Source organism: Streptomonospora arabica (assembly GCF_039531585.1).
Lineage (GTDB): Bacteria > Actinomycetota > Actinomycetes > Streptosporangiales > Streptosporangiaceae > Streptomonospora > Streptomonospora halophila.
Map to the genome: position 1 here is coordinate 19,367 of NZ_BAAAQI010000012.1, position 11,865 is coordinate 31,231.

Sequence of the window (11,865 nt, forward strand, 5' to 3'; positions counted from 1 at the left end):
CTACAGATCGTCGGGGCGGGGGATCAGCGCAGCGGAGCCCGGGGGCCGTCGGGGCGCTCGGAGCGCTCCTGGACCACCCTGGTCGACAGGCGCGCGACGTCCTCCTCGGGCATGCGCCGGTGGCCGTCGCCGCCGATCACGTCGACCAGCGGGTAGATGCCGCGGTGCAGGTCGGGGCCGCCGGTGGCGGAGTCGTCGTCGGCGGCGTCGTAGAGCGCCTGGATCGCGACGGTGGCGGCGTCCTCCTCGACGAGGTCGCCGGCGAACAGCTTCTTCAGTGCTCCGCGCGCGTAGACCGATCCGGAGCCGATCGAGTGGTAGTCGTGCTCCTCGTAGCGTCCGCCGACGGGGTCGTAGCTGAAGATGCGGCCCTGCCGGCGGTCGGTGTCGTAGCCGACCAGCAGCGGCACCACCACGAAGCCCTGCAGGGCCATGGGCAGGTTGCCGCGGATCATCGTGGCCAGCCGGTTGGCCTTGCCTTCGAGGGACAGCGAGCGCCCCTCCATCTTCTCGTAGTGCTCCAGCTCCACCTGGAACAGCTTGGCCAGCTCGATGCCGATGCCCGCGGCCCCGGCGATCGCCATCGCCGAGAACTCGTCGGTGCGGTAGAGCTTGTCCATGTCGCGGTTGGCGATGACGTTGCCGGAGGTCGCCCGGCGGTCGCCGGCCAGGACCACGCCGCCGGGATAGGTCAGGGCGACGATCGTGGTGGCTTCAGGGGTCAGGTGCGATGCGGAGACGCCCTGCGGCAGCTCCCGGCCGGCCGGCAGCAGGTCGGGAGCGACCACGCCGAGCAGCTCGGTGAACGAGGAGGTTCCCGGATTCATGAACGCGGCTGGCAGCTGACCACCGCCGTCGAACGCTTCGGACACTCGGCTCCCTTCAGATGGCGTCCCGCCCGGTGGGGGCGGGCGGGACGCGTGAGGTTGTTCGGTTGGCAGGTACCGACGACCCTAGTGACCGCCGTGGAGGACGGCGCACCAGCGTGCCGGGACTCCGCTGAGAGCGAACCGGCCGGGCCCGCTGGCCGGGCCCGGCCGGACGGCTCGGGCGGCCTCGGTCCGGGACGGGTTCCCGGCCGGGGACCGCCGCGCCCGGGCGGCGCGGCCCGGGCACCGGATCACTGACCGCCCTTCTGCACGAACTGGCGCACGAAGTCCTCGCTGTTGCTCTCCAGGACCTCGTCGATCTCGTCGAGGATGTCGTCGACGTCCTCGTCCAACTTCTCGTTGCGCTCCTGCGCCTCGGCGCCGGCCTCGGTCTCTTCGACGTCCTCGTCGCGACGGCTGCCGTGCTTCTGGCCGCCCGTGTCCTTCGTCGCCATGGATGCAACCTCCTCAATGGAGCTTTCGCCCTTATCTTGGCCCAAGCGCGAGCGCCTCAACCTCGATGGCGGCGCCCGTTGTGCGCGTGTTACCGCCCGGCCCGGGCGTCGGCCCCTCATCCGGGCGAACGCGGGCGGGGTGGCGGGGATTCCCCGCCGCGGGCGGCACCGCCCCGGCCCGGGCAGGCTGCGGGGCGCTCAGCGGCGGTCCCCGGTGAGCACCGAGACCAGGTCGGCGGCGGTGGCCGAGCGGTCCAGCAGGTCGCCCACGTGCTCGCGGGTGCCGCGCAGGGGCTCCAGCGTGGGTACGCGCTGCAGCGAGTCGCGGCCGGGCAGGTCGAAGATGACCGAGTCCCAGGAGGCCGCGGCCACCGAGTCGGCGTACTTGGCCAGGCAGCGCCCGCGGAAGTAGGCGCGGGTGTCCTCCGGCGGCTCGGTGACGGCGCGCTCGACCGCGTCCTCCGGCAGCAGCCGCCGCATGCGGCCCCGGGCCGCCAGGCGGTTGTAGAGGCCCTTGTCGGGGCGGACGTCGGAGTACTGCAGGTCGACGAGCTGGAGGCGGTGGTGGCCCCAGTCGATCCCGTCGCGGGCGCGGTAGCTCTCCAGCAGCTTGAGCTTGGCCACCCAGTCCAGCTCCTCGGACAGCTGCATGGGGTCGCCGGCCAGGCGGTCCAGGGTGGACTCCCAGCGGTCCAGGATGTCGGAGGTGTCGGCATCGACGTCGGTACCGAAGCGGTCCTGGACGTACTTGCGCGCCAGTTCCAGGTATTCGCGCTGCAGCTCGACGGCGGTCATCCGGCGGCCGTCGCGCAGCCGCGCGGCGTGGGTGAGGCCCGGGTCGTGGGAGAACGCCCGCAGGTCGGCCACGGGTGTCTCCAGCGACAGGTCCACGTTGAGGAAGCCGTCCTCGACCATGGACAGCACCAGAGCGGTGGTGCCGAGCTTGAGATAGGTCGAGATCTCGCTCATGTTGGCGTCGCCCACGATCACGTGCAGGCGCCGGTACTTGTCGGGATCGGCGTGCGGCTCGTCGCGGGTGTTGATGATGGGCCGCTTCAGGGTGGTCTCCAGGCCCACCTCCACCTCGAAGAAGTCGGCCCGCTGGCTGATCTGGAACCCGCTGTCGCGGCCGTCGGCTCCGATGCCCACGCGGCCGGCGCCGCAGACCACCTGGCGCGACACGAAGAACGGGATGAGGTGGCGGACGATGTCGCCGAACGGCGTGGAGCGGCGCATCAGGTAGTTCTCGTGGCAGCCGTAGGAGGCGCCCTTGTTGTCGGTGTTGTTCTTGTAGAGCTGGATGGGCTCGACGCCGGGGATGGTGCTCGCGCGGCGGCAGGCGTCGGCCATCACGCGCTCGCCGGCCTTGTCCCACAGCACGGCGTCGCGGGGGTTGGTGACCTCCGGCGCGGAGTACTCGGGGTGGGCGTGGTCGACGTAGAGGCGGGCCCCGTTGGTCAGGATGACGTTGGCCAGCCCGAGGTCCTCGTCGGTGAGCTGGGTGGGATCGGCGACCTCGCGGGCGAGGTCGAAACCGCGCGCGTCGCGGAGCGGGTTCTCCTCCTCGAAGTCCCAGCGGGCCTTGCGCGCCCGCGCTGCGGAGGCCGCCAGGTAGGCGTTGACCACCTGCGTGGAGGTCACCATCGCGTTGGCACCGGGGTTTCCGGGCACGGAGATGCCGTACTCGGTCTCGATGCCCATAATCCGCTGCACACTCATGGTGGAAGGTTATCCATCGTGGGCGGGTCTTGAACTCGCCCCGGCGAATTGTGGCGCAAGAGCCACTGATTTCCCCCCTTTCGGTGCAGACCGCGGCATCGGGGAAACGGGGCTGTGCCCGGGATCCGCCGCCCGCGGGGCCCGATCGGGAATTTCCCGGGGCGGCGCGCCGGGGGCGCGAACCGCACCGGCCGGCCCCCGCGGGCGGGGGCCGGCCGGTGCTGGGCCGCCCGCGCGGGGCGGCCCGACGTGCCGATACGACGCTGCGGCCCGGTCCTGCAGGCGTCCTACAGGTACTGGCCGGTGTTGGCCACGGTGTCGATCGAGCGCCCGGAGTCGGCGCCCTTCTTGCCGGAGACCAGGGTGCGGATGTAGACGATCCGCTCGCCCTTCTTGCCGGAGATCCGGGCCCAGTCGTCGGGGTTTGTCGTGTTGGGCAGGTCCTCGTTCTCGCTGAACTCGTCGACGCAGGCCTGCATGAGGTGGGAGACGCGGATGCCGCGCGCCGTGTTGTCGATGTAGTCCTTGATGGCCATCTTCTTGGCGCGGTCGACGATGTTCTGGATCATCGCCCCGGAGTTGAAGTCCTTGAAGTACAGGACGTCCTTGTCGCCGTTGGCGTAGGTGACCTCCAGGAAGCGGTTCTCCTCGCTCTCGGAGTACATCCGCTCGACGACCCGCTGGATCATGCCGTCGACGGTGGCGCGCGCCGAGCTGCCGTGCTCGGCGAGGTCCTCCTCGTGCAGGGGCAGGTCCTCGGTGATGTACTTGGAGAAGATGTCGCGGGCGGCCTCGGCGTCGGGGCGCTCGATCTTGATCTTCACGTCGAGGCGCCCGGGCCGCAGGATCGCCGGGTCGATCATGTCCTCGCGGTTGGAGGCGCCGATCACGATGACGTTCTCCAGCCCCTCGACACCGTCGATCTCGCTGAGGAGCTGGGGGACGATGGTGTTCTCGACGTCGCTGGACACCCCGGACCCGCGGGTGCGGAAGATGGAGTCCATCTCGTCGAAGAAGACGATGACCGGCGAGCCCTCGCTGGCCTTCTCGCGGGCGCGCTGGAAGACCAGGCGGATGTGCCGCTCGGTCTCGCCCACGTACTTGTTCAGCAGCTCGGGGCCCTTGATGTTGAGGAAGAAGCTCTTGCCGACGTCGTGGCCGGTCTTCTCGGCGACCTGCCGGGCCAGGGAGTTGGCCACCGCCTTGGCGATGAGCGTCTTTCCGCAGCCGGGCGGGCCGTAGAGCAGCACGCCCTTGGGCGGGCGCAGCTGGTGCTCGTAGAACAGGTTCTTGTGCAGGTAGGGGAGCTCGACCGCGTCGCGGATCATCTCGATCTGCCCGCCGAGGCCGCCGATATCGGTGTAGGCGATGTCGGGGACCTCTTCGAGGATGAGCTCCTCGACCTCGGACTTGGGGATGCGCTCGTAGACGTAGCCCGAGCGCGGCTCCAGCAGCAGGGAGTCGCCCGGGCGCACGGGCTGGTCGCGCAGCGGCTCGGCGAGGCGGACGATCTTCTCCTCGTCGTGGTTGCTGATCACCAGCGCGCGGTCGTTGCCCTCGAGGAACTCCTTGAGCAGCACGACCTCGCCGATGGTCTCGAAGGACTGGACCTCGACGACGTTGAACGCCTCGTTGAGCATCACCTCCTGGCCGGGCCGGAGCTCGTCGACCTCGACCGAGGGACTCACGTTGACCCGCATCTTGCGGCCGTTGGTGAAGATCTCGACGGTCTCGTCTTCGCGCGCCTCCAGGAAGACGCCGAATCCCGACGGGGGCTGCGACAGCCGGTCGACCTCCTCCTTCAAGGCCGTGATCTGGTCGCGAGCCTCCTTGAGGGTCGCCACGAGGCGCTCGTTCTTGCCGTTCGCGGCGGCCAGGTTGGCCTGCGCCTCGCGCAACCGGTCCTCGAGCAGCCGCACGTGGCGGGGGGAATCGGCGAGCTTGCGCCGGACTACGCTGAGCTCCTTCTCCAGATAGGAGACCTGAGCGGTGAGTTCCGCGACTTCACGGTCGCGTTCGGTCTGACGCTCGTCGTCGCGATCGGCCACGTCCGCCACCTCCCTATAAGAAGGACGACTACTCGAAACCCTACCTACCCATGGACTATTCCTAACCTCCCGCCCGCCGCGAGTGTCGAAGCGCTCACTTTTCGATGTTGTGAAGGCCTAGGTCACCCTGATAGGGGGCTGCGCGGCGTAATGGGAACGTAATGTCAGGATTCCTGCGTTTCGGCCACCCCACCGGATTCGGACGCGGGGCCGCCGGCTTCGCCGCCGCTCCGCTCGCCGGAGCCGCGGGACTCCTGTTCACGCTGCCAGTCCTGGCCGTAGGCGCCCTTGGCGGGCCGCCGGCGGCGCTGGGGCGGCTCGGCGCCGTCGGCCAGGCGCCGCGCGGTCACCAGGAACCCGGTGTGGCCGATCATCCGATGATCGGGGCGTACGGCCAGCCCTTCGACGTGCCACTCGCGCACCAGCGTCTCGAAGGCGCGCGGCTCGTAGAAGGAGCCGTTGTCGCGCAGTCCCTCGACCACCCGCGAGATCTGGGTCGTGGTGGCGACGTAGGCGCACACCAGCCCGCCGGGCACCAGCGCCTCGGCTGCGGCGTCCAGGCACTCCCACGGAGCCAGCATGTCCAGCACGACCCGGTCGACCTCGGTCTCCGCCAGATCCTCGGCCAGATCGCCCACAGTCAGCCGCCAGGCCGGGTGCTCCCCGCCGAAGAAGCGCTCCACGTTGGTGCGCGCGATGTCGGCGAAGTCGGCCCGGCGCTCGTAGGAGCAGACCAGCCCCTCCTCCCCCACGGCGCGCAGCAGCCAGCACGTGAGCGCTCCGGAGCCGCCGCCGGCCTCGACCACCCGGGCGCCGGGGAAGATGTCGGCCTGGGCGACGATCTGGGCGGCGTCCTTGGGGTAGACGATCGTGGCGCCGCGCTTCATGGACAGGGTGAAGTCGGCCAGCAGCGGGCGCAGCGCCACGTAGGCGATGTTGGAGGTCGAGCGCACGACGCTGCCCTCGGGGCTGCCGATGAGCTCGTCGTGGTCCAGCCGCCCGCGGTGGGTGTGGAAGGCGGCCCCCTCCCGCAGGGTGATGGTGTGCATCTTGCCCTTGGGATCGGTGAGCTGCACGATGTCGCCCTCGCTGAAAGGGCCGCGGCGGCCGTGGATGCCGGTCACAGGTACTCGTCTCTTCACGGTGTCGGTGGATCGGGGGCGGGCAGTCGCCCACGTTAGCGGCCGGCGCCCCGCGCGGCGTAATCGCGCGCACCGCCCCACCTGGCGCGCAGCGCACCCGGGAGTGCCGCGCAGGGGCCACAATGAGACTGCGGGCACACCCGGGCCGTGCCCGCCTCGCACACGGGTCGAAAAGGACGGATGAGGATGGCGCCCAGTACTCCCGAGGTGGGTCTCGGCATCGACATCGGCGGCAGCGGGATCAAGGGGGCCCCGGTCGACCTGGGGCAGGGAACGTTCCTGGTCGACCGGATCAAGCGGGCCACGCCCCGGCCCGCGACGCCCGCCGCCGTGGCCGGGGTCGTCGCCGAGATCGCCGACGCGTTCCCCGAGCACGTCGCGGGGTCGGCGCCGCTGGGGGTGACCTTCCCCGCCGTCATCCAGCACGGCGTGGCCCGCAGCGCCGCCAACGTCGACGCGTCCTGGGTGGGCACCGACGCCGAGAAGCTGCTCGCCGACGCCACCGGGCGCCAGGTCTACGTGGTCAACGACGCCGACGCCGCCGCGGTGGGCGAGCACCGCTACGGCGCGGCGCGCGACATCCGGGGCGTGGTGCTGCTGACCACCCTGGGCACCGGGATCGGCACGGCGCTGCTGGTGGACGGGCACCTGGTGCCCAACACCGAGTTCGGGCACCTGGAGATCGACGGCCACGACGCCGAGACCAGGGCCGCGTCCAGCGTCCAGGACCGCGAGGGGCTCTCCTACGAGCAGTGGGCGCGCGAGCGGCTGCAGCGCTACTACGACGAGGTCGAGCGGCTGCTGTGGCCGGATCTGATCGTGGTGGGCGGCGGGGTGAGCCGCATCGCCGACAAGTTCCTGCCCTTCCTGCGGCTCAACGCGCCGATCGTGCCCGCCGAGCTGCGCAACACCGCCGGGATCGTGGGCGCCGCCTGCCTGGCGGTGGAGCGCTTCGGCCCGGCGGTGCCCGACCTCGGCACGCAGGGCGCCGACGCGCAGGGCTGAGGCCGCGCGGCCGCGGCGCTCAGTCGCGCGGCGCGGCCAGCACGCCCGCGATGCGCCGTGCGGCGTCGGCGGGCCGGGCCGCCGGGGTGAGCGGGGTGCGGTGCGGCGGCGGGACGACGGGCTGGGCGCCCCAGCACATCCACCACCACAGGCGCCCGCGGTGCGGCCGCAGCAGCGCCCGCTGGACGCGCGGCGCCGATCCCTCCGCCGGTCCCGCCCCCACGGCCTCGACCGCTCCGACGGCTGCGTCCATGCGGGCCTGCAGCCCGCGGGAGTGCAGCTCGGCGGAGAGACCGCACAGCGCGCGCAACCACAGGGGATCGTCGGCGCCGCAGTCAAGTCGGTGGCCACCTGCGGCCAGCACGGGTATCCCCGACGGCGGGGTCTCGACGGTCATCGTCGCTCCTGACTGTTACGCGAATCCCTTGCACCGCAGGGACTTTGGCCTCTTGACTGTGCCTCGGCACGAGGGTCCGCGAAACCCGGAATGCGACCTACGCATAGCGGCACTCTTTTCACTCATAGCCACCCATGCCAGGTAGAACCCCTAATCTAGGCTCATGCCCCGACGAGAAAGCGCTCTGCCGACGGAGTTCTGGGAACGCGACGGCGTCGCCGAAGCACTGGCGACCTGCGATCTCGCCCGTGTCCTGGCGCAGGTGCGGCTCGCCCGCGGATGGTCGCAGGGCGAGCTCGCCCGCGCGGTCGGCTACTCGCAGAGCTGGGTGTCGCGGGTCGTCAACCGTCAGCAGTCGCTCACCGTCGACCAGGTCCGCGAGATCGCCGGGCGGTTGGCCATCCCCGTCCGCCTCCTCGGGTTCGCGGACTCCGCAGAGCCGGAGAGGGGGGCCGGTCCGACGAGACGACGGGAATTCGGCAAGGCCGTCGCCGCGGCCGCGCTCGCGCCCCGCTCGGCGCCGCAGAGCGTGCAGGCCGACGAGGCGACGGCGCCCACGCTGCGCGCGATCACCGGCGGACAGCGCCGGCTCGACTCCGCCGCGCCTTCGCGCGAGCTCGCCCGCGGCGCCGTCGCCCACGTGGAGCTGACCGGGCGCACCCTGGCGCGCTCGCACAGCACGCCGTTCGCGCCGGGCATCGCCGCTGCGGCCAGCGAGGCCGCCGGCTTCGCCGCCTGGCTGCACGCCGACATGGACGACGCCGGCTCGGCACGCGGCTACTACCGCACCGCCGTGCGCAACGCGCGGCTGGCCGGCGACCCGCTGCTGGGCGCCTACATGACGGGCAGCCTGGCGGCCTTCGAGACCGACACCGAGGACGCCGCCGCCGGCCTGGAGCTGGCCGACGAGGCCGCACGGCTGCTGGGCACCGACGCCCACCCCACGGCGACCGCGTGGCTGGCCTGCACCCGCGCCATGGCCCACGCCACGCTCGGCGACGCCGAGGCCGCCGACGCCCAGATCGCGACCGCCGAGCGCGCCGTCGAGCGCAGCGACAACACCGGGCCGCCCTGGCCCTGGGTCTTTCCCTTCACGACCGCCAAGGTCGCCGGATACCGTGCGCTGACCGGAGTGCGGCTGCACCGCCCGCACGAGGCCCGCGCGGCCTTCGCCGAGGCCTTCGGCGGGGTGCGCCCCTCGGCCAAGCAGGGCGCGGGGCTGATGGTGGAGCTGGCGAGCGCACACGCCGACGCCGGCGACGTCGACGAGGCGTTCTCACTGGCCGCCGAGTCGCTGCGGATCGGCGCGCACTTCCGCTCCGACCGGCTGATCTCGCGCGTGCGGCGCTTCCGCCGCGCCTACAGGGGGCCCGGGGCCCGCTGCGTCAAGGAGCTGGACGAGCACCTGGCGGCGGCGCTGGCCGGGTAGCGCCACGCGGCCCGGCCGGCGTGGGCATCCGCAGCCGGCCGGGTACCACCCCGGCACGAGAGGAAGGACGATGCGGCGTCTTGCGATCACCGGCCACCGCGGACTCTCCGAGGCGTTGGAGCGCGATGTCGACTCCGGTCTGCGCGAACACCTGAGCGGCCTGGCTCCGCGGCTGACCGGGCTGTCCTGCCTGGCCGACGGCGCCGACGCACTGTTCGCGCGCGCCGTGTTGGACGCGGGCGGCGCGCTGGAGGCGGTGGTGCCCGCCGAGCGCTACCGCGACGGCCTGCCCGCCTGGCACCGGGCCGCCTACGACGCGCTGCTGTCGGAGGCGGTCCTGGTGCACCGGCTGCCGCACGTGGAGTCCACCTCCCGGGCGCACATGGATGCGGGCCGGTACCTGGTGGAGCACTGCGACGAGCTCGTGGCCGTGTGGGACGGCCGGCCCCCGCGCGGTCCGGGCGGCACGGCCGACATCGTCGACTACGCCCGGAGCCTGAACCGCCCCGTCACCGTGGTCTGGCCCGAAGGCGCCGCGCGCTGACGCGCGCGCACGCGCCGCCGATGGGCGGGGCCGGCGTCAGCGGCGGGTGAAGGCCTCCTGCACGTCGGCGGTGCGCAGCACGCCGTAGGTCGTGCCGTCGGGCTCCACCAGCAGGTAGTCCGGCGCCGAGTAGGCGCGCAGCGCTTCCAGCAGGTCGTCGCCCTCCAGGTCGGCGCTGATCACCGCGCCGCGGGTGATGCCGCCGGCCACACTGGAGACCGGCACCCAGGGCAGCCGGGCGTCGGGGACCGCGGCCGCGGCGGCCTCGTTGACGATCGAGGTGGGCGTGCCGGCGGTGTCGGCGACCAGCACCGCACGCGTGCCCTCCTCGCGCATGCGCCGCCGGGCCTCGGCCAGCGGGGTATCGGCGCCGACGACGGTGGCCCGCCTGCCGAGCTCACGGGCCCGCAGCGTGGGCACCCGCTCGCGCAGGCGCGCCGCGCGCAGCGCCGAGGCCGCGCCCATCCAGATGAACGAGGCGAGCAGCAGCGCCCACAGCAGCCCGAACAGGTTGGGCGCCGATCCGGTCCGCAGCCCGTAGAGCACCGGCACGGCGACGATGAGCACCGCCAGCACGCGGCCGCCCCAGGCCGCGACCACGGTGCCCGCGCGGGGCCGCCGGGTGATCGCCCAGACCACGGCGCGCACCAGGCGTCCGCCGTCCAGCGGCAGCCCGGGCAGCAGGTTGAACACGCCCACCAGCAGGTTGGCCACCCACAACTGCCAGATCAGCACGCCCAGAACGGTGCGCGGGTCGACGAGCCAGTAGGCCGCGAACCCGCCCCCGGCCAGCACCAGCGACAGCACCGGCCCCGACAGCGCCACCAGGAACTCGCGCCCGGGGGTGGGGGCCTCGCGCTCGATCTCGGAGACGCCGCCGAGCATGTAGAGGGTGATGCGGCCGACGGGCAGGCCGAACATGCGGGCTGTGACGGAGTGGGCGAGCTCGTGCACGAGCACCGACAGGTAGAGCAGCACCGCGAAGACGAACGCCACCAGGTAGGAGACCGCGCCCAGCTGGAGGGTGCGCTCGACCACCGGCTGGTAGATCACGGTGATGATGACCGCGATGATCAGCCACGACGGGGTCACGTAGACGGGGATGCCGAACGGCCGGGCCATGAGCCATCCCGACCTCCGGCGCGCGGGGCGGGGGGTGCTCGGGCTCTCGGGCGGGGTACTGCTGCCGTGGTCGGTCACACCCACCACTCTATGCAAACGGCCGCCGCGTACAGGGCCGTCGGGCCGCGGGCGGCGGCCGGGGCGCCCGGCCGCTCCGGACGGCGGAGGCCGCCGGGACGCCTCGCCAAGCCGAATGCCGCGCCCGGCGGGCCGTCGTACTGTTGGGGCATGGACTCCCCCGACGCCGCTCCCCTGATCCCTGCGCTGTCGCCGTCGCGGGCCGCCGACTTCCTGCAGTGCCCGCTGCTGTTCCGCTTCCGCGCCATCGACCGCCTGCCCGAGCGCCCCAGCGCCGCCGCACTGAAGGGAACACTGGTGCACGCGGTGCTGGAGCGCCTCTTCGAGCTGCCCGCCGAGACCCGCACCCGCCGGACGGCGCTTTCGCTGCTGGAACCGCAGTGGGAGCGCCTGCGCGAGTCCCGGGCCGAGGCCGCCGCCGCGCTGTTCCCCACCGAGGACGACGCCGCGGCGTGGCTGGCCGAGGCCCGCCGGCTGCTGGAGCGCTACTTCGAGATGGAGCGCCCCGAGCGGCTCGAGCCCCGCGACCGCGAGCTGCGCTTGGACGTCACACTGGAGTCCGGGCTGCGGCTGCGCGGCTACCTGGACCGCCTCGACGTCGCCCCGACCGGCCAGATCCGCATCGTCGACTACAAGACCGGCAAGTCCCCGCACCCCCGCTTCGAGGACAAGGCGCGCTTCCAGATCTTCTTCTACGCCGTGATGCTCTGGCGCGAGCTGGGCGAGGTCCCCGCCCGGCTGCAACTGATGTATCTGGGCGACGGCGGAGTGCGCTGGTACGAGCCCACCGAGCAGGAGCTGCGGGCGGCGGAGTCGGAGATCCTGGGCATCTGGCACGACATCGAGCGCACCGCGCGCTCGGGCTCCTGGCACCCGCGGCCCAGCAAGCTGTGCGGCTGGTGCGACCACCAGGCGCTGTGCCCGGAGTTCGGCGGCACCCCTCCCCCACTGCCCGAGCCGGCCCGGGCGGGCTGATCCGCGGCGCGTGCGCGGCCCCGCGTTCCTACCGGCGGAGGAGACGAGATCGGCCGGGCGGAGGTCCGCGGGGCGGGCGCGC

At 72.6% G+C, this 11,865-nt stretch carries 11 protein-coding genes; 4 read left to right on the forward strand and 7 right to left on the reverse strand.

What is annotated here, in order from left to right:
- Positions 1-23: 23 nt before the first annotated feature.
- The 5 genes from prcB to ABD284_RS18105 form a co-directional block, all read right to left on the reverse strand.
- Positions 24-872: a proteasome subunit beta gene (gene prcB / locus ABD284_RS18085; RefSeq protein ID WP_344144959.1), complete on the reverse strand. Its 849-nt coding sequence runs from the start codon at positions 870-872 to the stop codon at positions 24-26.
- A gap of 248 nt (positions 873-1,120) precedes the next feature.
- Entirely contained in the window at positions 1,121-1,324 is a 204-nt protein-coding gene (locus tag ABD284_RS18090; RefSeq protein ID WP_344144961.1) for a ubiquitin-like protein Pup, read from the reverse strand.
- A gap of 198 nt (positions 1,325-1,522) precedes the next feature.
- The gene (gene dop, locus ABD284_RS18095; protein ID WP_344144963.1) at positions 1,523-3,043 is read right to left on the reverse strand and encodes a depupylase/deamidase Dop; all 1,521 of its coding nucleotides are present in this window, start codon (positions 3,041-3,043) and stop codon (positions 1,523-1,525) included.
- Positions 3,044-3,330: 287 nt separating this feature from the next.
- Entirely contained in the window at positions 3,331-5,100 is a 1,770-nt protein-coding gene (arc, locus tag ABD284_RS18100) for a proteasome ATPase (protein WP_344144965.1), read from the reverse strand.
- Positions 5,101-5,255: 155 nt separating this feature from the next.
- Complete coding sequence (locus ABD284_RS18105) at positions 5,256-6,215, reverse strand: tRNA (adenine-N1)-methyltransferase (protein WP_344144967.1); 960 nt, start codon at positions 6,213-6,215, stop codon at positions 5,256-5,258.
- A gap of 204 nt (positions 6,216-6,419) precedes the next feature.
- Here ABD284_RS18105 and ppgK point away from each other — a divergent pair, with 204 nt between their 5' ends.
- Positions 6,420-7,238 (forward strand): polyphosphate--glucose phosphotransferase, encoded by an 819-nt coding sequence (gene ppgK, locus ABD284_RS18110; RefSeq protein WP_344144970.1) that lies wholly within the window; start codon positions 6,420-6,422, stop codon positions 7,236-7,238.
- A gap of 19 nt (positions 7,239-7,257) precedes the next feature.
- Here ppgK and ABD284_RS18115 read toward each other — a convergent pair whose 3' ends face one another.
- The gene (locus ABD284_RS18115) at positions 7,258-7,635 is read right to left on the reverse strand and encodes a hypothetical protein (protein WP_344144972.1); all 378 of its coding nucleotides are present in this window, start codon (positions 7,633-7,635) and stop codon (positions 7,258-7,260) included.
- Positions 7,636-7,798: 163 nt separating this feature from the next.
- Between ABD284_RS18115 and ABD284_RS18120 the strand changes: the two genes are divergently transcribed.
- Together ABD284_RS18120 and ABD284_RS18125 are read left to right on the forward strand one after the other, a co-directional pair.
- Complete coding sequence (locus ABD284_RS18120; RefSeq protein ID WP_344144974.1) at positions 7,799-9,064, forward strand: NsdA family TPR-like regulatory protein; 1,266 nt, start codon at positions 7,799-7,801, stop codon at positions 9,062-9,064.
- A 70-nt stretch (positions 9,065-9,134) separates the two neighbouring features.
- Positions 9,135-9,608: a hypothetical protein gene (locus ABD284_RS18125; protein WP_344144976.1), complete on the forward strand. Its 474-nt coding sequence runs from the start codon at positions 9,135-9,137 to the stop codon at positions 9,606-9,608.
- Between the two features lie 36 nt (positions 9,609-9,644).
- Here the strand turns inward: ABD284_RS18125 and ABD284_RS18130 are convergent, their stop codons facing one another.
- Positions 9,645-10,808 carry a site-2 protease family protein gene (locus tag ABD284_RS18130; protein WP_344144978.1) on the reverse strand — a complete coding sequence of 388 codons (1,164 nt, stop codon included), beginning with the start codon at positions 10,806-10,808 and terminating at the stop codon, positions 9,645-9,647.
- A gap of 150 nt (positions 10,809-10,958) precedes the next feature.
- Here ABD284_RS18130 and ABD284_RS18135 point away from each other — a divergent pair, with 150 nt between their 5' ends.
- Complete coding sequence (locus ABD284_RS18135; protein WP_344144980.1) at positions 10,959-11,783, forward strand: RecB family exonuclease; 825 nt, start codon at positions 10,959-10,961, stop codon at positions 11,781-11,783.
- Positions 11,784-11,865: the final 82 nt, after the last annotated feature.